Source organism: Noviherbaspirillum denitrificans (assembly GCF_002211445.1).
Taxonomy (GTDB): domain Bacteria; phylum Pseudomonadota; class Gammaproteobacteria; order Burkholderiales; family Burkholderiaceae_D; genus Noviherbaspirillum; species Noviherbaspirillum denitrificans.
This window is the reverse complement of the sequence record NZ_LSTO01000014.1, coordinates 1-19,493: the sequence shown is the minus strand read 5'-3', so window position 1 is coordinate 19,493 and position 19,493 is coordinate 1. Positions and strand designations below refer to the sequence as shown.

Below are 19,493 nucleotides of genomic sequence, written 5' to 3'. Positions count from 1 at the left end.
AACTACCGTCCGCAGTTCTACTTCCGTACGACGGACGTGACCGGCGCGATCGAGCTGCCGGCCGGCAAGGAAATGGTGATGCCGGGTGATAACGTTTCGATCACCGTCAAGCTGATCTCCCCGATCGCGATGGAAGAAGGTCTGCGCTTCGCAATCCGCGAAGGCGGCCGTACCGTCGGCGCCGGCGTTGTTGCCAAGATCATCGAGTAAACCTTGATCGCTGCGCTGCGGCACCGGGTGAATTCCCCGGCGTCGCAGCGTTGTCAATTCAAGCGAAGTTTTTCGCGTAGGGGTATAGCTCAATTGGCAGAGCGTCGGTCTCCAAAACCGAAGGTTGGGGGTTCGATTCCCTCTGCCCCTGCCACCTAATACAGGTGCAGGGCACCGAAAGAAAGAAGTATGTCTAACCAACCCGTAGAAACAGTCAGCACATCGAGCGACAAGGTAAAGGTCGCTCTTGCTATTTGTGCGGTCGTCGCGGGTGTCGTCGGTTTCTACCTCTTGTCCGGCAAGCCGACCATCGTGCGCGCCATTGCGCTCGTCGCCGGCCTGCTGGTTGCTGTCGGCGTTGCATGGACGTCGCAGCCGGGTCGCGATTTCCTCGGCTTTGCCAAGGAATCCGTCCGTGAGGCCAAGAAAGTTGTCTGGCCGACGCGCAAGGAGGCGATGCAAATTACCGCTGTCGTCTTCGGCTTTGTGCTCGTCATGGCGATTTTCCTGTGGGGCACCGACAAGATTCTCGAATTTGTGTTGTACGACCTGATCCTGGGCTGGAAAAAGTAATGAGCGAGAACACGCAAGACAGCGCAGCAGGCGCTCCGGTCGCAGCTCAATCCTCGGCCGGCAACAAGAGGTGGTATGTGGTGCACGCCTACTCCGGAATGGAGAAGAGCGTGCAACGTGCTTTGATGGAGCGCATCGAGCGCGCCGGTATGCAGGACAAGTTCGGCCAGATTCTGGTGCCGACCGAAGAGGTCATCGAGGTCAAAAATGGCCAGAAGTCCGTTACCGAGCGTCGTTTCTTCCCGGGATACGTCCTGGTCGAGATGGAAATGACCGACGAGACCTGGCACCTGGTGAAGAACACCAGCAAGGTTACCGGCTTCATCGGCGGCAAGTCCAACAAGCCGACCCCGATCCCGCCGCACGAAGTTGACAAGATCCTGCACCAGATGCAAGAGGGTGTGGAGAAGCCGCGTCCCAAGGTTCTGTACGAAGTGGGCGAGCTGGTCCGCATCAAGGATGGTCCCTTCACCGACTTCAACGGTAATGTTGAAGAAGTCAATTACGAGAAGTCGCGCGTACGCGTCTCCGTCACCATTTTCGGCCGCGCCACGCCGGTCGAGCTGGAATTTGGCCAGGTCGAGAAAGTTTAAGCCTGCCGTTCTTTAAGCGATTCGCAGCAAACGCCCCTTGGAGCGTCGCACGCCAGAAGGCCTGCGGAATCCAGGAAAGCAGTGCATGGAGGAGCCCAATTAGCCAGCTGCAAAGCGGGCGAACAGGCGCTAACACTCAATCAACGTAGGAGCCATCATGGCAAAGAAAATCATTGGTTTTATCAAGCTGCAAGTGCCGGCTGGTAAAGCAAACCCGTCTCCCCCGATCGGTCCGGCCCTGGGTCAGCGCGGCCTGAACATCATGGAATTCTGCAAGGCATTCAATGCGCAGACGCAAGGCGTCGAGCCGGGCCTGCCGATTCCGGTCGTGATCACCGCTTTTGCGGACAAGTCCTTCACCTTCGTGATGAAGACCCCGCCGGCAACGATCCTGATCAAGAAAGCCGCTGGTATCCAGAAGGGTTCGGCCAAGCCGCATACCGACAAGGTCGGCAAGATCACCCGCAAGCAAGCGGAAGAAATCGCAACGACCAAGATGCCGGATCTTACGGCAGCTGACATGGACGCAGCCGTGCGCACGATCGCCGGTTCCGCTCGTTCCATGGGTATCACGGTGGAGGGTCTGTAATCATGGCAAAACTGTCCAAGCGCGCACAAGCAATCAAGGCAAAAGTTGACCGCACCAAGCAGTATCCGTTTGACCAGGCCGTGGCCCTGATCAAGGAATGCGCAACCGCCAAGTTCAATGAATCCATCGACGTCGCAGTGCAACTCGGCGTTGACGCGAAGAAGTCGGACCAGGTTGTCCGCGGCTCCGTCGTCCTGCCCGCAGGCACCGGCAAGACCGTTCGCGTCGCCGTGTTCGCTTCCGGTGACAAGGCTGAAGCTGCCAAGGCAGCTGGTGCTGACATCGTCGGCATGGAAGACCTGGCAGAGCGCATCAAGGCCGGCGACATGCCGTTCGACATCGTCATCGCTTCGCCGGACACCATGCGTATCGTTGGTACGCTCGGTCAGATCCTCGGCCCCCGCGGCATGATGCCGAACCCGAAGGTCGGCACCGTGACCCCGGACGTCGCGACTGCAGTCAAGAACGCCAAGGCTGGTCAGGTTCAGTACCGTACCGACAAGGCTGGCATCATTCACGCGACCATCGGTCGCAAGTCGTTCAGCGACGCCGATCTCAAGACCAACCTGTTGGCCCTGATCGATGCGCTGAACAAGGCCAAGCCGGCAACCAGCAAGGGTGTGTACCTGCGCAAGGTTGCACTCTCGTCGACCATGGGCGCAGGCCTGCGTGTCGACCAGTCCAGCCTGGCTGCTTAAGCAAGAATCAAGTCCTCGCGCTGCAACAGCGCGCGAGGCGAATCTTTGGGCTGGTCTCGTTTCGGCAAGTGTGAAACGGGGCCGGATTGTCAAAGACCGTTGGGCCAAGTGCATGCAGCTTTGTGTACGAAGTTAAACAGCGGCAGCGCAAGCGCCGATACCCAACGCAGATGGTGAACCCGAAAAGTTTTGCAGTCTCAAAGCTAGTCCGCTAGCCTGAACTCCTAACTTCGGACGCCGTGTTCGAAACGATGTAAGGCATTTGCCGAACATCACTTTTGGAGGTTGATCTTGAGTCTCAATCTGAATGACAAGAAGGCCGTCGTCGCCGAAGTCTCCGCAAAGGTTGCAACTGCGCAGACTATCGTCGTGGCCGAATACCGTGGCATCCAGGTTGGTTCCTTGACGCAACTGCGCGCCAAAGCGCGTGCCCAGGGTGTGTACATGCGCGTGTTGAAAAACACGCTCGCACGTCGCGCCGTCGAAGGCACGCCGTTTGCTGGCCTTGCCTCCGAAATGACCGGTCCGTTGATCTACTCGATCTCCGAGGACGCCGTTGCCGCCGCTAAAGTCGTTCACGACTTTGCAAAGACCAACGACAAACTGGTTATCAAGGCAGGTAACTATGCAGGAAAATCGCTCGATAAAGCGGGCGTGACTGCATTGGCAAGCATCCCGAGCCGTGAAGTCCTCATCGCCCAGTTGCTGGGTGTGATGCAGGCTCCGGTTTCCGGCTTTGCCCGCGCACTGGCTGCACTTGCAGCCAAGAAGGAATCCGAAGCAGCGTAATCCGCGTGCTTTGCATTCCGCGTCAATACCGATCAGATGTAATTACCGAATCAAAATTTAGGAGTTTCAAATGGCAATTAGCAAAGACGATATCCTTGAAGCAGTAGGTCAGATGTCCGTGATGGAACTGAATGACCTGGTCAAGGCGTTCGAAGAGAAGTTTGGTGTTTCCGCTGCTGCAATGGCAGTCGCTGGCCCGGCTGGCGGCGGCGCTGCTGCTCCGGCTGCTGAAGAAAAGACCGAGTTCACCGTTGTTCTGGCCGAAGTCGGCGCGAACAAGGTTGGCGTCATCAAGGCAGTCCGCGAAATCACCGGCCTGGGCCTGAAGGAAGCCAAGGACCTGGTCGACGGTGCACCGAAGCCGGTCAAGGAAGGCATCGCCAAGGCAGATGCAGAAGCTGCCAAGAAGAAGCTGGAAGAAGCTGGCGCCAAGGCCGAACTCAAGTAATTTCGGCTTGCCAGGGCGAGTCTGTATCGCCGGAGTCAAAGCTCAGAACCTTTCCGAAAGGACGGGTTCGGCTTTGGCTCCTTTGTCGTTTTGTAATTTTGTTTAGCCTTTTCGCCCACGCGGGTATGCGGGAGCGGCTAAAAAGGCTGAAAGTAGTCTAGAGAGGTCCGAAGGGCCGAGACTTGAGGTTTCGCAGATTGCAAGAGGTGGCGTGAATGTCGCCGGCGAGTCCTGAATTCTCCATCCTTCCTGTCACTCACGGAGTGTCCATGCACTACTCATTTACTGAGAAGAAGCGTATTCGCAAGTCCTTCGCGAAGCGCGCTAACGTCCACAACGTTCCGTTCCTGCTGGCGACCCAGCTCGAGTCCTACTTGAGCTTCCTGCAGGCCGATAAAGCAGCGTCCGCACGCAAGAACGAAGGCTTGCAATCCGCCTTCACCTCGATTTTCCCCATCGTATCCCACAACGGTTTCGCACGGCTAGAGTTTCTGTCGTATGTGTTGGGTGATCCGCCCTTTGACGTAAAAGAGTGCCAACAGCGTGGCCTGACCTTCGCTTCGCCGCTGCGTGCGAAGGTGCGCCTGGTCATCCTGGACAAGGAATCGCCGACCAAGCCCGTCGTGAAGGAAATGAAGGAACAGGAAGTGTACATGGGCGAACTGCCGCTCATGACGGCAAATGGTTCGTTCGTCATCAACGGCACCGAGCGCGTGATCGTGTCGCAGCTGCACCGTTCGCCGGGCGTGTTCTTCGAGCACGACCGCGGCAAGACGCATTCGTCCGGCAAGCTGCTGTTCTCCGCGCGTATCATTCCTTACCGCGGCTCTTGGCTCGACTTCGAATTCGACCCGAAGGACATCCTGTTCTTCCGCGTCGACCGTCGCCGCAAGATGCCGGTCACGATCCTGCTGAAGGCCATCGGCATGACGCCGGAGCAGATCCTCGCGAACTTCTTTGTGTTCGACAACTTCACTCTCCGTGCGGAAGGCGGCGAGATGGAGTTCGTTTCCGATCGCCTGCGCGGTGAAGTTGCTCGCTTCGATATCACCGACAAGTCCGGCAAGGTCATTGTCGCCAAGGACAAGCGCATCAACGCCAAGCACGTCCGTGAAATCGAAGGCGCCGGCATCAAGCACATCTCCGTGCCGGAAGACTACCTGCTGGGCCGCGTGCTGGCGAAGAACATCGTCGACGCCGAAACCGGCGAAATCATCGCCAATGCCAACGACGAGCTGACCGAAGAAAGCCTGGCCCGCCTGCGCGACGCCGGCGTGTCCGGGATCCAGACGCTTTATACCAACGACCTGGACCAGGGCGCGTACATCTCGCAAACCCTGCGCATGGACGACACCGTCGACCAGATGGCCGCGCGCGTCGCGATCTACCGCATGATGCGTCCTGGCGAACCGCCGACCGAAGAGTCCGTCGAGGCACTGTTCAACGGCCTGTTCTACAGCGAAGAGCGTTACGACCTGTCCGCGGTCGGCCGCATGAAGTTCAACCGCCGCATTGGCCGCGATGAACTGACCGGTACGATGACGCTGTCGAACGAGGACATCCTCGCTGTCATCAAGATCCTGGTCGAACTGCGCAACGGCCGCGGCGAAGTGGACGATATCGACCACCTCGGCAATCGCCGTGTTCGCTGCGTTGGCGAACTGGCGGAGAACCAGTTCCGTGCCGGCCTCGTCCGCGTCGAGCGCGCCGTCAAGGAGCGTCTGGGCCAGGCCGAAGCCGACAACCTGATGCCGCACGACCTGATCAACTCCAAGCCGATCTCGGCTGCCATCCGTGAGTTCTTCGGATCGTCGCAGCTGTCGCAGTTCATGGACCAGACCAATCCGCTGTCGGAAATCACCCACAAGCGCCGCGTTTCGGCACTTGGCCCGGGCGGTCTGACCCGCGAACGCGCAGGCTTCGAAGTGCGCGACGTGCACCCGACCCACTACGGCCGCGTGTGTCCGATTGAAACGCCGGAAGGTCCGAACATCGGCCTGATCAATTCGTTGGCGCTGTATGCCCGACTGAACGAATACGGCTTCCTCGAAACACCGTACCGCAAGGTCGACAACAGCGGCGTTACCAACCAGATCGACTACCTGTCCGCGATCGAAGAAGGCCGCTATGTGATCGCCCAGGCGAACGCGACCATCGACAAGGAAGGCAAGCTGTCCGATGAACTGGTGTCCGCGCGTCAGGCTGGCGAAACCATCCTCGTGTCGCCGGAACGCGTCCAGTACATGGACGTGGCCCCGGGCCAGGTCGTGTCGGTCGCAGCCTCGCTGATCCCGTTCCTCGAGCACGATGACGCGAACCGCGCATTGATGGGTGCCAACATGCAACGCCAGGCAGTTCCCTGCTTGCGTCCCGAGAAGGCATTTGTCGGTACCGGTGTCGAGCGCACCGTTGCGGTCGACTCTGGCACCACTGTGCAAGCGTTGCGCGGCGGTATCGTTGACTACGTTGACGCCGGCCGTATCGTGATTCGTGTGAACGATGATGAAGCGGCAGCGGGCGAAGTCGGTGTGGACATCTACAACCTGATCAAGTACACCCGTTCCAACCAGAACACCAACATCAACCAGCGCCCGATCGTGAAGGTCGGCGACCGTGTGTCCAAGCGTGACGTCATCGCCGACGGCGCATCGACCGACCTCGGCGAACTCGCGCTCGGCCAGAACATGCTGGTGGCGTTCATGCCGTGGAACGGCTACAACTTCGAGGACTCGATCCTGATCTCGGAGCGTGTGGTTGCAGACGACCGTTACACCTCGATCCACATCGAAGAACTGTCCGTCGTTGCCCGTGACACCAAGCTTGGCGCGGAAGAAATCACCCGCGACATCTCGAACCTCGCTGAAAACCAGCTTGCCCGCCTCGACGAGTCTGGCATCGTGTACATCGGCGCGGAAGTCGAAGCCGGCGACGTGCTGGTCGGTAAGGTGACGCCGAAGGGCGAAACCCAGCTGACGCCGGAAGAGAAGCTGCTGCGCGCGATCTTCGGCGAAAAGGCGTCCGACGTGAAGGACACCTCGCTGCGCGTGCCATCCGGCATGGTCGGCACCGTCATCGACGTGCAGGTGTTCACCCGCGAAGGCATCCCGCGCGACAAGCGCGCACAGCAGATCATCGACGACGAACTGAAGCGCTATCGCCTCGACCTGAACGACCAGCTGCGTATCGTGGAAGGCGATGCCTTCCAGCGTCTCGAGAAGATGTTGATCGGCAAGGTCGTCAACGGTGGCCCGAAGAAGCTCGCCAAGGGTACGCAGATCACCAAGGAATACTTGGACGACCTGGACAAGTACCACTGGTTCGACATCCGCCCGGCGGATGACGACATGGCAGCCGCGCTGGAAGCGATCAAGGAATCCATCGCCGAGAAGCGTCACCAGTTCGACCTCGCCTTCGAAGAGAAGCGCAAGAAGCTCACCCAGGGCGATGAACTGCCGCCGGGCGTGCAGAAGATGGTCAAGGTCTACCTCGCCGTGAAGCGTCGCCTGCAGCCTGGCGACAAGATGGCGGGCCGCCACGGTAACAAGGGTGTGGTCTCGCGTATCGTTCCGGTGGAAGACATGCCCTACATGGCGGACGGTACCCCGGCCGACATCGTACTGAATCCGCTGGGCGTTCCGTCCCGTATGAACGTCGGTCAGGTTCTCGAAGTGCACCTGGGCTGGGCCTCCAAGGGCCTGGGCCTGCGTATCGGCGAGATGCTGCAGCAGCAGGCGAAGGCAGCTGAACTGCGCAAGTTCCTGACCACGATCTACAACGAGTCCGGCAAATCGGAAGACCTCGACAGCTTCAGCGATGACGAGATCCTGGCACTGGCGAACAACCTGAAGCATGGCGTGCCGTTCGCGACGCCGGTGTTCGATGGCGCGCATGAAGACGAAATCCGCCGCATGCTCGACCTCGCCTATCCGGATGACATCGCCAAGAACCTCGGCATGACGCCGTCGAAGAACCAGGTCACGATGTACGACGGCCGCACTGGCGAAGCCTTCGAGCGCACCGTCACGGTCGGCTACATGCACGTGCTCAAGCTGCACCACCTGGTCGACGACAAGATGCACGCCCGTTCCACCGGTCCGTACTCGCTCGTTACCCAGCAGCCGCTGGGCGGCAAGGCGCAGTTCGGCGGCCAGCGTTTCGGCGAAATGGAAGTCTGGGCACTGGAAGCCTATGGCGCGTCCTACGTGCTGCAGGAAATGCTCACCGTCAAGTCGGACGACGTCACCGGTCGTACCAAGGTGTACGAGAACTTGGTCAAGGGCGATCACGTTATCGACGCCGGCATGCCGGAATCCTTCAACGTTCTCGTGAAGGAAATCCGCTCGCTGGGTATCGATATCGATCTCGAGAGGGACTAAGGAAGGAAAGGCCCGCCGGCCGCATCACGTATGCGCCGGCGGGCAAACAGATTTCGGCAACGTGGGAATGCGATGACCGCTCCCGGTATCGACGGAACTCTCATCACGGCGTGGTGAAGGGCTCTCCCGGCGATGCGAACAGGGTAATAGCGATTCACCAAGTTCACACCGCGCTGCCAAGCGTCATTCACGCCACACTGGAGTGAGAGAAATGAAAGCACTGCTCGATCTATTCAAGCAAGTACAGCAAAGCGAACAATTCGATGCGATCAAGATCGGCCTCGCATCGCCTGAGAAAATCCGTTCCTGGTCCTACGGCGAAGTCAAGAAGCCGGAAACCATCAACTACCGTACCTTCAAGCCGGAGCGTGACGGCCTGTTCTGCGCCAAGATCTTTGGCCCGATCAAGGACTACGAGTGCCTGTGCGGCAAGTACAAGCGCCTGAAGCACCGCGGCGTCATCTGCGAAAAGTGCGGCGTTGAAGTCACGCTGGCCAAGGTGCGTCGCGAGCGCATGGGCCACATCGAACTGGCCTCGCCGACTGCACACATCTGGTTCCTGAAGTCGCTGCCGTCGCGCCTGGGCATGGTGCTCGACATGACGCTGCGCGATATCGAGCGCGTGCTGTACTTCGAAGCATATGTCGTGACCGACCCCGGAATGACCCCGCTGAAGAAGTGCCAGATCATGTCGGAAGACGATTACGCCGCCAAGTACGAAGAGTACGGCGATGACTTCGTCGCATTCATGGGTGCGGAAGGCGTCCGCGAACTGCTCCGTTCGATCGATATCGACCGCGAAGTGGAAACGCTGCGCCAGGAGCTGAAGGATTCCAAGTCCGAAGCCAAGATCAAGAAGTACGCCAAGCGCCTGAAGGTGCTCGAGGCCTTCCAGCGTTCCGGCATCAAGCCGGACTGGATGATCATGGAAGTGCTGCCGGTGCTGCCGCCGGAACTGCGTCCGCTGGTTCCGCTGGACGGCGGCCGTTTCGCCACCTCCGACCTGAACGATCTGTATCGTCGCGTCATCAACCGTAACAACCGCCTGAAGCGCCTGATGGAACTGCGCGCTCCGGAAATCATCACGCGCAACGAAAAGCGCATGCTGCAGGAAGCCGTCGACTCACTGCTCGACAATGGCCGCCGCGGCAAGGCGATGACCGGCGCCAACAAGCGTCCGCTGAAGTCGCTTGCTGAAATGATCAAGGGCAAGGGTGGTCGCTTCCGTCAGAACCTGCTGGGCAAGCGCGTCGACTACTCCGGCCGTTCGGTCATCGTGGTCGGTCCGCAGCTCAAGCTGCACCAGTGCGGCCTGCCGAAGCTGATGGCGCTCGAACTGTTCAAGCCCTTCATCTTCAACAAGCTGGAACTGATGGGTCTCGCAACCACCATCAAGGCCGCGAAGAAGCTGGTCGAGGTGCAAGAGCCGGTGGTGTGGGACATCCTGGAAGAAGTCATCCGCGAACATCCGGTCCTGCTGAACCGCGCACCGACGCTGCACCGCCTTGGTATCCAGGCGTTCGAGCCGGTCCTGATCGAAGGCAAGGCGATCCAGCTGCATCCGCTCGTCTGCGCGGCGTTCAACGCTGACTTCGACGGCGACCAGATGGCTGTCCACGTTCCGCTGTCGATCGAAGCACAGATGGAAGCCCGCACCCTGATGCTGGCCTCCAACAACATCCTGTTCCCGTCGAACGGCGAACCGTCGATCGTGCCGTCGCAGGATATCGTGCTGGGTCTGTACTACGCCACGCGTGAAAAGATCAACGGCAAGAACGAAGGCATGATGTTCCGCGATGTGTCGGAAGTCATCCGTGCGTACGACAACAAGGAAGTCGAACTGACGACCCGTATCACCGTTCGTATCGTCGAGTTCCCGAAGGATCCGGCGACCGGCGAATTCGTGCAGACGGTCAAGCGTTACGAGACCACGGTCGGTCGTGCCATCCTGTCGGAAATCCTGCCGAAGGGCCTGCCGTTCACCGTGCTGAACCGCGCCCTGAAGAAGAAGGAAATCTCGAAGCTCATCAACACGTCCTTCCGCAAGTGCGGTCTGCGCGCCACCGTGGTGTTTGCCGACCAGCTGATGCAGTCGGGCTTCCGCCTCGCGACCCGCGCCGGTATCTCCATTTGCGTAGACGACATGCTCGTACCGCCGCAGAAGGTCACGCTCATTGCCCAGGCCGAGCACGAAGTGAAGCAGATCGAACAGCAGTATGCGTCCGGTCTGGTCACCGCGGGCGAACGCTACAACAAGGTGGTGGACATCTGGGGCAAGGCCGGTGACGAAGTCGGCAAGGCGATGATGGAGCAGCTCAAGGTTGAAGACGTCATCAAGCGCGACGGCACCAAGGGCACCCAGGAATCGTTCAACGCGATTTACATGATGGCCGACTCCGGAGCGCGCGGTTCCGCCGCCCAGATCCGCCAGCTGGCCGGTATGCGCGGCCTGATGGCGAAGCCGGACGGCTCCATTATCGAAACACCGATTACCGCGAACTTCCGCGAAGGCCTGAACGTTCTGCAGTACTTCATCTCGACGCACGGTGCCCGTAAGGGTCTGGCCGATACGGCGCTGAAGACCGCGAACTCCGGTTACCTGACCCGCCGTCTGGTCGACGTGACCCAGGATCTGGTCGTGATCGAAGACGATTGCGGCACCTCCAACGGTGCGTCCATGAAGGCGCTGGTCGAAGGCGGTGAAGTCATCGAAGCCCTGCGCGACCGTATCCTCGGCCGTGTGGCTGCAACCGATGTCGTCAATCCGGAAACCCAGGAAACCCAGTACGAAGCGGGCACCCTGCTGGACGAAGATGCAGTCGAAGAAATCGAACGCCTCGGCATCGACGAAGTGAAGGTCCGCACGCCGCTGACCTGCGACACCCGCTACGGCCTGTGCGCCAAGTGCTACGGCCGCGATCTCGGCCGCGGCATGCTGGTTAACTCCGGCGAAGCAGTCGGTGTGGTTGCTGCGCAGTCGATCGGCGAACCGGGTACCCAGCTTACGATGCGTACCTTCCACATCGGTGGTGCGGCATCGCGTGCAGCGGTCGCTTCTTCCGTGGAAGCCAAGTCGAACGGCACGGTCCGCTTTACCGTGACCATGCGCTACGTCACCAACGGCAAGGGCGAGCAGATCGTCATTTCCCGTTCCGGCGAAGTGCTGATCACCGACGACCACGGCCGTGAGCGCGAGCGTCACAAGGTGCCGTACGGCGCGACCCTGCTGGTCAAGGATGGCCTCGTCATCAAGGCCGGCACCGCGCTGGCAACCTGGGATCCGCTGACCCGCCCGATCATCACCGAGTACTCCGGTACCGTGAAGTTCGAGAACGTCGAAGAAGGCGTGACCGTTGCGAAGCAGATCGACGAAGTGACCGGTCTGTCCACCCTGGTGGTTATCGATGCGAAGCGTCGCGGCTCCTCCAGCAAGGTGGTTCGTCCGCAGGTGAAACTGCTGAACGAAAAGGGCGAGGAAGTGAAGATCGCCGGCACCGAACACGCCGTGACCATCGGATTCCAGGTCGGCGCGCTGATCACCGTGAAGGACGGCCAGTTGGTTTCCGTCGGTGAAGTGCTTGCACGTATCCCGACCGAATCGCAGAAGACCCGTGACATTACCGGCGGTCTGCCGCGCGTGGCCGAACTGTTCGAAGCACGTTCGCCGAAGGATGCAGGCATGCTGGCGGAAGTCACCGGTACGGTGGCATTCGGCAAAGAGACCAAGGGCAAGCAGCGCCTGGAAATCACCGACATGGACGGCAACAAGCACGAGTTCCTGATTACCAAGGACAAGCAAGTGCTGGTGCACGACGGCCAGGTGGTGAACAAGGGCGAAATGATTGTGGACGGCCCGGCCGATCCCCAAGACATCCTGCGCCTCTTGGGTATCGAAGCGCTGGCACGTTACATCGTCGACGAAGTCCAGGACGTGTACCGTTTGCAGGGTGTGAAGATCAACGACAAGCACATTGAAGTGATCGTCCGCCAGATGCTGCGCCGCGTGCAGGTTGTCGATGCAGGCGATACGTCCTACATCCCTGGCGAGCAGGTCGAGCGTTCGGAACTGCTGGACGAAAACGATCGCGTCATTGCCGAGAACAAGCGTCCGGCGACGTACGAGAACGTGCTGCTCGGTATTACCAAGGCATCGCTGTCGACGGATTCGTTCATCTCCGCCGCGTCGTTCCAGGAAACCACCCGCGTGCTTACCGAAGCTGCGATCATGGGCAAGAAGGATGGCCTGCGCGGCCTGAAGGAAAACGTCATCGTCGGCCGCCTGATCCCGGCTGGTACCGGCCTGGCTTACCACCGTGCCCGCAAGGAAAAGGAAACCTGGGAAGCCGAAGAGCGCACCGCGCTGCTGCACGCCGAGGAGCAGGCACGTGCATCGACCGAGGAAGTCACGGCCGATGGCAATGGCACTCCGGAAGGCGAAGAAGGCTGATCGATTTTCGATCGATAAAAGAAACGGCGCCAGGGGCAACCCTGGCGCCGTTTTTGTTTGTGTGATGCCTACTTGTCCTGCTTTAGCGGCGTCCCTCGGTCAATCACCTCGCGGCAATCGCCCTTGAATGTGGCATTGTCGTAGTCCGTCCAGCCATAGCTGTCGACGTAGCGCTTGTGCTGTTTGAATTCCCTGCTGACGAAGCTGCGTTCCAGCTGTTCGCCGTCGTAGCGGATATCGGCCATGTCGACCAGACTGTGGAACACATTCTCCGTCGCCAGTTTTGCCCGCTTGTTGCGAATCAGCTGATTGACCTTTGCTGGATGCGTAGCACGGTAGAGGTCCGAGTACCACACCAGCGCTGGCACGTGGAATTCGAACTGCGTGTTGTGTCCATGGAAGGCATACCCGCAATTGCCGTCGTAAAGCGTCTGCCCGTGGTCCGACACATACATCATCAGCGCCATGTGCGATGACGACTTGAGCCTTGCGATGACTTCCGAAAGGAACCAGTCCGTATACAGGATCGAATTGTCATAGCTGTTGTTCAGCGGTTCCTTGATCGCGCGATTGTTGTAGTCAGGACTGGCCACGCCGAACAGCGACGGCTGCCACTTGTCGAAGTCTTTCGGATGGCGATGGCTGTAGTTCCAGTGGTTGCCAAGCGTGTGCAGCACAATCAGCTTTTTGGGCGATGCATCAGCCATCGCAGCCTGCAGCGGAGCCAGAAGGATATCGTCGAAGCTGGCGTGCGTCGAAAAGCCCCCCAGGTTGAGGAACTGCGTGACATCCGCTTCCTGCGCAAACACAGACACCGGCGTATCGAACTGCCCAAAGGTCATCTGGTTGGATAGCCACCAGGTCTTGAAACCCGCTTCCTTGAACGCTGTCAGGAAGGATTTCTCGGCAAAACCCGCCTGCAGGCTCATGCGCGCCGGCTTGCGTGAAACGAGCACCGGTACTGACAGCCGCGTGGCCGAAACCGCAGTGACGACGTTGGACAGGCTGACCAGATTGGCTTCCTTCTTCAGCAGCGGATTCGTCTCGCGCTTGTACCCGTTCAGGCTCCAGCGGTCGTAACGTGACGACTCACCGATCACCATGACAACGGTTTGCGGCAGCTCGATCGCTTGTGCTTGCTGCGCACCGAACGAAAACGCCCCGCTGCGTTGCGCCAACTCCGCCAGATAGCGTCGCTCCTTCCAGAACTCCTGACCACGAACGGACAGCCCGAAAGGCCAGGACCGTGCAAATGCCTTTGCATCGAATGGTACTTCTGCCCAGGCGGGCAAGGGCGGAAGGGCAGAGGATTTGCGTGCGGTCGGGGCAGATGCCTTGGCTTTCTCCAGCCCGAACCGGTCTTCATACATCCACGTGCCGAGAGCGCAGGACAGAAGGGCGATCGTGATCCAGCGCGAGTCGTCGCCCCAGTTCAATTCCGGCGCACGACATGCCGCCCGCCAACTCCATGCCCACCAGAAAAGGGAGGCAAGCAGCGCGCCTGCCAGCAGCCACACCTTGTAGCCCAGGAATTCCATCGACTCCTTCGGGCTGGTTTCTGCGATGATCCCAAGGTGATGTGCCGAGATGCCTTGGTTGAAGTAGGCTTGCAGGTACAGCTCGACCGGCACAAGCACGAAGGCCGGTAACAGGAGCCAGTGGAACCATGCCGGACGGGCGAACGCGGCCCAAATTGCCAGCCAGGCAACGAATTCAATGGCAAGGACTTGTCCTGCCGTCTCTACGGGCCGGCCAAACAGCAAGGGTAAAAAAGGCACCGCCGACAGTAAAAGATAGGTGAGGACGACAAACAGGGCGGGAGGACGCAACAGCGCACGCATGGGCTTACCGGAAACGAAAGAGCGGGGAGGGGGTCTCCGCATCAACAAGAGTTTATGCTGAGAAATCTGCCGTCGCCATTGAAAACATATATCGGCCACATTGTAAGCGCCCACTTCATGACTCGGCTCGAACGGCAGTAAGCAAGTGGAATCCCCCAATACGCTTGAATCTGCTCCTGCATTACCCGTTGACTGCCCGAATCAACAGGGATATACTCGCGAGTTCTCGATTTTAGGCTTTCCTAGGCCTAAGCGTTCTTTGGTCTGTATTTCCCACCTTCAGCAACGCTTATCCCTTGCCCGAATCGAAGCGCCGTAACACCTGTTCAGCGCGCAGATTTTCCCTCCTGGTCCCGGACAATCGATTTCGGGGCTGTATTTTTGTTAACGCAGTTATTTTGTTGGATTAAAGACCGATGCCAACCATCAATCAACTGATTCGCCAGCCGCGTGTTTCCGCACACGCCAAGAGCAAATCGCCGGCGCTGGAAAACAGCCCGCAAAAGCGCGGTGTTTGCACCCGCGTGTACACCACGACCCCGAAGAAGCCGAACTCGGCGCTCCGTAAGGTTGCCAAGGTGCGCCTGACCAACGGTTTCGAAGTCATTTCGTACATCGGTGGTGAAGGCCACAACCTGCAAGAACACAGCGTCGTGCTCATTCGCGGCGGCCGTGTGAAGGACTTGCCGGGTGTGCGTTACCACATGGTTCGCGGTGCACTGGATACCCAGGGCGTCAAGGATCGTAAGCAAGCGCGTTCGAAGTACGGCGCGAAGCGTGCAAAGGCTGGCGCAGCCAAGAAGTAATCAGGTTTTCCGCAGGTGCTTCACCGCGCGGATTGTGAGTCGGCCCAGGATAAAAATTAGGGGTCGAGTAAGTGGGTGGTCATGATGGTCATCCGCGAGCGAGCGGCAAATCACTCTGTGCCGGCGCTCAACTGAAGAGTGAAAGGAATCGAAATGCCACGTCGTCGTGAAGTCCCCAAGCGGGAAATTCTGCCGGATCCGAAGTTCGGCAATGTTGAAGTCGCGAAGTTCGTCAACGTCCTGATGCTGTCCGGTAAAAAATCGGTCGCCGAAAACATCATCTACGGTGCGTTTGACCACATCAAGACCAAGTCCGGCAAGGATCCGCTGGAAGTGTTCACTGCTGCAATCAACAACTGCAAGCCGATGGTCGAAGTGAAGTCCCGTCGCGTCGGCGGTGCCAACTACCAGGTGCCGGTCGAAGTGCGTCCGGTCCGTCGCATGGCGCTATCCATGCGCTGGCTGCGCGAAGCTGCCAACAAGCGCAGCGAAAAGTCCATGCCGCAGCGTCTGGGTGGTGAACTGATGGAAGCCGCGGAAGGCCGCGGCGGTGCAATGAAGAAGCGTGACGAAGTGCACCGCATGGCAGAAGCCAACAAGGCATTCTCCCACTTCCGTTTCTAACAGTTGTTTGAATAGTGGCCTTCGCATCGTTGAAGGCTCTGAAATGTAAAACGGTTAAAACCGGGTGCATCTTTGAAAAAAAGCGGCGCCCGGTTTTCGACCATTAAAAGACTTAGGATTGAATATGGCTCGCAAGACCCCCATCGAGCGCTACCGTAATATCGGTATTTCCGCTCACATCGATGCCGGTAAGACCACCACTACCGAGCGTATCCTGTACTACACCGGTGTTAACCACAAGATCGGCGAAGTGCATGACGGCGCTGCGACCATGGACTGGATGGAGCAGGAACAAGAGCGCGGCATCACCATTACTTCCGCTGCGACGACCTGCTTCTGGAAGGGCATGGCAAACAACTTCCCCGAGCACCGCATCAACATCATCGACACCCCGGGCCACGTCGACTTCACCATCGAGGTGGAGCGTTCCATGCGCGTCCTGGACGGCGCATGCATGGTGTACTGCGCAGTGGGTGGCGTGCAGCCGCAATCCGAAACCGTGTGGCGTCAAGCCAACAAGTACGGCGTGCCGCGCCTGGCATTCGTCAACAAGATGGACCGTACCGGCGCGAACTTCTTCAAGGTCTATGACCAGATGCGCACCCGCCTGAAGGCAAACCCGGTGCCCATCCAAGTGCCTATCGGTGCAGAAGAAAACTTCGAAGGCGTGATCGACCTCGTCAAGATGAAGGCAATCTACTGGGACGACGCTTCCCAGGGCATGAAGTTCGACTATCGCGACATTCCGGACAACCTCAAGGATGCCGCGAACGAATGGCGCGAAAAGATGGTTGAGGCTGCTGCCGAAGCCACCGAGGAACTGATGAACAAGTACCTCGAAGAAGGCGACCTGACCGAAGCCGAAATCAAGAAGGCAATCCGCCAGCGTACCATCGCCGGCGAAATCGTCCCGATGATGTGCGGCACCGCGTTCAAGAACAAGGGCGTGCAGGCCATGCTCGACGCCGTGATCGAATACCTGCCGGCGCCGACGGACATCCCGCCGGTCAAGGGTACGGACGAGAACGACGAGCCGGCAGAGCGCAAGGCGGACGACAACGAGAAGTTCGCAGCACTCGCGTTCAAGATCATGACCGACCCGTTCGTCGGCCAGCTGATCTTCTTCCGCGTGTACTCCGGCGTCGTGAACTCCGGCGACACCGTCTTCAACCCGGTCAAGGGCAAGAAGGAACGTATCGGCCGTCTGCTGCAGATGCACGCCAACCAGCGCGAAGAAATCAAGGAAGTCCGCGCAGGCGACATCGCTGCTGCAGTGGGCCTGAAGGAAGCGACCACCGGCGAAACCCTGTGCGATCCAGAATCCGTGATCACGCTCGAGCGCATGGTGTTCCCGGAGCCGGTGATTTCGCAGGCTGTCGAACCGAAGACCAAGGCTGACCAGGAAAAGATGGGTATTGCGCTCAATCGCCTGTCGCAGGAAGATCCGTCGTTCCGTGTTAAGACCGACGAAGAGTCCGGCCAGACCATTATTTCCGGCATGGGCGAACTGCACCTGGAAATTCTCGTCGACCGCATGAAGCGCGAGTTCAACGTTGAAGCAACCGTCGGCAAGCCGCAGGTTGCCTACCGCGAAACCATCCGCAAGACCTGCGAAGAAATCGAAGGCAAGTTCGTCAAGCAGTCGGGTGGCCGCGGTCAGTACGGTCACGTCGTTCTGAAGATCGAGCCGCAAGAGCCGGGCAAGGGCTTTGAGTTCGTCGACGCCATCAAGGGCGGTGTCGTTCCTCGCGAATACATCCCGGCAGTCGAGAAGGGCATTATCGACACGCTGCCGACGGGCGTGATGGCCGGCTATCCGGTCGTTGACGTCAAGGTTACGCTGATCTTCGGTTCCTACCACGACGTGGACTCGAACGAAAACGCGTTCCGCATGGCTGGTTCGATGGCGTTCAAGGATGGCTGCCGCAAGGCCAACCCGGTTCTGCTCGAGCCGATGATGGCCGTGGAAGTCGAGACGCCGGAAGAGAAGATGGGCGACGTGATGGGTGACCTGTCCTCCCGTCGCGGCATGATCCAAGGCATGGACGACATCCCGGGCGGCGGCAAGATCATTCGCGCCGAAGTCCCGCTGTCGGAAATGTTCGGCTATTCCACCACGCTGCGTTCGCTGACCCAGGGTCGTGCGACGTACACGATGGAATTCAAGCACTACTCCGAAGCGCCGAAGAACGTTGCTGACGCCGTCATCAACGCCAAGGCCAAGTAATACCGCAGTACGGTCTCCGGCCAGCGCCGGAGACCGCAATCCAGATAATTTAATAAATCGTTCTTTTGAAGGATAAAGAAAATGGCAAAAGGCAAGTTTGAGCGGACCAAGCCGCACGTGAATGTGGGCACGATCGGTCACGTTGACCACGGCAAGACCACCCTGACCGCGGCAATCGCCACGGTTCTGTCGTCGAAGTTCGGCGGCGAAGCGAAGAAGTACGATGAAATCGACGCGGCGCCGGAAGAAAAGGCACGCGGCATTACCATCAACACCGCGCACATCGAATACGAAACCGCGAACCGCCACTACGCACACGTTGACTGCCCCGGCCACGCCGACTACGTCAAGAACATGATTACCGGTGCGGCGCAGATGGACGGCGCGATCCTGGTGTGCTCCGCCGCTGACGGCCCGATGCCGCAGACCCGCGAACACATCCTGCTGGCCCGTCAGGTTGGTGTGCCGTACATCATCGTGTTCCTGAACAAGTGCGACATGGTCGACGACGCCGAGCTGCTCGAGCTGGTCGAAATGGAAGTGCGCGAACTCCTGTCCAAGTACGAATTCCCCGGCGACGACCTGCCGATCATCCGTGGTTCGGCCAAGCTGGCGCTGGAAGGCGACAAGGGCGACCTGGGCGAAGCAGCGATCATGAAGCTGGCTGATGCGCTGGACTCCTACATCCCGACCCCGGAGCGTGCTGTTGACGGTACCTTCCTGATGCCGGTGGAAGACGTGTTCTCGATCTCCGGCCGCGGCACCGTGGTGACCGGTCGTGTCGAGCGCGGCATCGTCAAGGTTGGCGAAGAAATCGAAATCGTCGGTATCCGCGACACCCAGAAGACCACCTGCACCGGCGTGGAAATGTTCCGCAAGCTGCTGGACCAGGGTCAGGCAGGCGACAACGTTGGCGTGCTGCTGCGTGGTACCAAGCGTGAAGACGTCGAGCGTGGCCAGGTGCTGGCCAAGCCGGGTTCGATCAAGCCGCACAGCCACTTCACGGGCGAGATCTACGTCCTGTCGAAGGATGAGGGCGGCCGTCACACCCCGTTCTTCAACAACTACCGTCCGCAGTTCTACTTCCGTACGACGGACGTGACCGGCGCGATCGAGCTGCCGGCCGGCAAGGAAATGGTGATGCCGGGTGATAACGTTTCGATCACCGTCAAGCTGATCTCCCCGATCGCGATGGAAGAAGGTCTGCGCTTCGCAATCCGCGAAGGCGGCCGTACCGTCGGCGCCGGCGTTGTTGCCAAGATCATCGAGTAA

General features: G+C 59.4%; 14 protein-coding genes and 1 tRNA gene. 14 read left to right on the top strand and 1 reads right to left on the bottom strand.

Annotated elements, in window-relative coordinates; translation table 11 throughout:
* From AYR66_RS26815 to rpoC, 10 genes are all read left to right on the top strand, one after another.
* A partial coding sequence (locus AYR66_RS26815) for an EF-Tu C-terminal domain-related protein (protein ID WP_141104343.1) occupies nt 1-210 on the top strand: 210 nt, incomplete at its 5' end.
* Nucleotides 211-288: 78 nt separating this feature from the next.
* Nucleotides 289-364, top strand: a tRNA-Trp gene (locus tag AYR66_RS26810).
* A 35-nt stretch (nt 365-399) separates the two neighbouring features.
* On the top strand, nt 400-783 hold the full coding sequence (gene secE, locus AYR66_RS26805) for a preprotein translocase subunit SecE (RefSeq protein WP_088710590.1): 384 nt from the start codon (nt 400-402) through the stop codon (nt 781-783).
* Nucleotides 783-1,376: a transcription termination/antitermination protein NusG gene (gene nusG, locus AYR66_RS26800; protein ID WP_088710589.1), complete on the top strand. Its 594-nt coding sequence runs from the start codon at nt 783-785 to the stop codon at nt 1,374-1,376. The genes secE and nusG overlap by 1 nt, the downstream gene beginning before the upstream one ends.
* 157 nt (nt 1,377-1,533) lie before the next feature.
* The gene (gene rplK / locus AYR66_RS26795) at nt 1,534-1,965 is read left to right on the top strand and encodes a 50S ribosomal protein L11 (protein ID WP_040039168.1); all 432 of its coding nucleotides are present in this window, start codon (nt 1,534-1,536) and stop codon (nt 1,963-1,965) included.
* Between the two features lie 2 nt (nt 1,966-1,967).
* The gene (gene rplA / locus AYR66_RS26790) at nt 1,968-2,663 is read left to right on the top strand and encodes a 50S ribosomal protein L1 (protein ID WP_088710588.1); all 696 of its coding nucleotides are present in this window, start codon (nt 1,968-1,970) and stop codon (nt 2,661-2,663) included.
* A 291-nt stretch (nt 2,664-2,954) separates the two neighbouring features.
* Nucleotides 2,955-3,452, top strand: coding sequence for a 50S ribosomal protein L10 (rplJ, locus tag AYR66_RS26785; protein WP_088710587.1), 498 nt, complete (start codon nt 2,955-2,957; stop codon nt 3,450-3,452).
* A 70-nt stretch (nt 3,453-3,522) separates the two neighbouring features.
* A complete protein-coding gene (rplL, locus tag AYR66_RS26780) occupies nt 3,523-3,900 on the top strand; it encodes a 50S ribosomal protein L7/L12 (RefSeq protein WP_088710586.1) in 378 nt (125 codons plus the stop codon).
* 269 nt (nt 3,901-4,169) lie between these two features.
* On the top strand, nt 4,170-8,276 hold the full coding sequence (rpoB, locus tag AYR66_RS26775) for a DNA-directed RNA polymerase subunit beta (protein WP_088710585.1): 4,107 nt from the start codon (nt 4,170-4,172) through the stop codon (nt 8,274-8,276).
* Nucleotides 8,277-8,487: 211 nt separating this feature from the next.
* Nucleotides 8,488-12,723 carry a DNA-directed RNA polymerase subunit beta' gene (gene rpoC, locus AYR66_RS26770; protein ID WP_088710584.1) on the top strand — a complete coding sequence of 1,412 codons (4,236 nt, stop codon included), beginning with the start codon at nt 8,488-8,490 and terminating at the stop codon, nt 12,721-12,723.
* A gap of 68 nt (nt 12,724-12,791) precedes the next feature.
* Here the strand turns inward: rpoC and AYR66_RS26765 are convergent, their stop codons facing one another.
* A complete protein-coding gene (locus AYR66_RS26765; protein ID WP_337367510.1) occupies nt 12,792-14,678 on the bottom strand; it encodes a phosphoethanolamine transferase in 1,887 nt (628 codons plus the stop codon).
* Nucleotides 14,679-14,980: 302 nt separating this feature from the next.
* Between AYR66_RS26765 and rpsL the strand changes: the two genes are divergently transcribed.
* From rpsL to tuf, 4 genes are all read left to right on the top strand, one after another.
* Complete coding sequence (gene rpsL / locus AYR66_RS26760) at nt 14,981-15,370, top strand: 30S ribosomal protein S12 (protein ID WP_088710582.1); 390 nt, start codon at nt 14,981-14,983, stop codon at nt 15,368-15,370.
* A gap of 153 nt (nt 15,371-15,523) precedes the next feature.
* Nucleotides 15,524-15,994: a 30S ribosomal protein S7 gene (gene rpsG / locus AYR66_RS26755; RefSeq protein ID WP_088710581.1), complete on the top strand. Its 471-nt coding sequence runs from the start codon at nt 15,524-15,526 to the stop codon at nt 15,992-15,994.
* A 124-nt stretch (nt 15,995-16,118) separates the two neighbouring features.
* Entirely contained in the window at nt 16,119-18,221 is a 2,103-nt protein-coding gene (gene fusA / locus AYR66_RS26750; protein ID WP_088710580.1) for an elongation factor G, read from the top strand.
* A gap of 81 nt (nt 18,222-18,302) precedes the next feature.
* Entirely contained in the window at nt 18,303-19,493 is a 1,191-nt protein-coding gene (gene tuf / locus AYR66_RS26745) for an elongation factor Tu (RefSeq protein WP_088710579.1), read from the top strand.

Excerpts from the sequence above, each read along its gene's own strand:
- rpoC (WP_088710584.1), top strand. The coding sequence starts at position 8,488 with ATGAAAGCACTGCTCGATCTATTCAAGCAAGTACAGCAAAGCGAACAA.
- rplK (WP_040039168.1), top strand. The coding sequence starts at position 1,534 with ATGGCAAAGAAAATCATTGGTTTTATCAAGCTGCAAGTGCCGGCTGGT.
- rplL (WP_088710586.1), top strand. The coding sequence starts at position 3,523 with ATGGCAATTAGCAAAGACGATATCCTTGAAGCAGTAGGTCAGATGTCC.
- tuf (WP_088710579.1), top strand. The coding sequence starts at position 18,303 with ATGGCAAAAGGCAAGTTTGAGCGGACCAAGCCGCACGTGAATGTGGGC.
- rpsL (WP_088710582.1), top strand. The coding sequence starts at position 14,981 with ATGCCAACCATCAATCAACTGATTCGCCAGCCGCGTGTTTCCGCACAC.
- rpsG (WP_088710581.1), top strand. The coding sequence starts at position 15,524 with ATGCCACGTCGTCGTGAAGTCCCCAAGCGGGAAATTCTGCCGGATCCG.
- rpoB (WP_088710585.1), top strand. The coding sequence starts at position 4,170 with ATGCACTACTCATTTACTGAGAAGAAGCGTATTCGCAAGTCCTTCGCG.
- secE (WP_088710590.1), top strand. The coding sequence starts at position 400 with ATGTCTAACCAACCCGTAGAAACAGTCAGCACATCGAGCGACAAGGTA.
- rplA (WP_088710588.1), top strand. The coding sequence starts at position 1,968 with ATGGCAAAACTGTCCAAGCGCGCACAAGCAATCAAGGCAAAAGTTGAC.
- nusG (WP_088710589.1), top strand. The coding sequence starts at position 783 with ATGAGCGAGAACACGCAAGACAGCGCAGCAGGCGCTCCGGTCGCAGCT.
- fusA (WP_088710580.1), top strand. The coding sequence starts at position 16,119 with ATGGCTCGCAAGACCCCCATCGAGCGCTACCGTAATATCGGTATTTCC.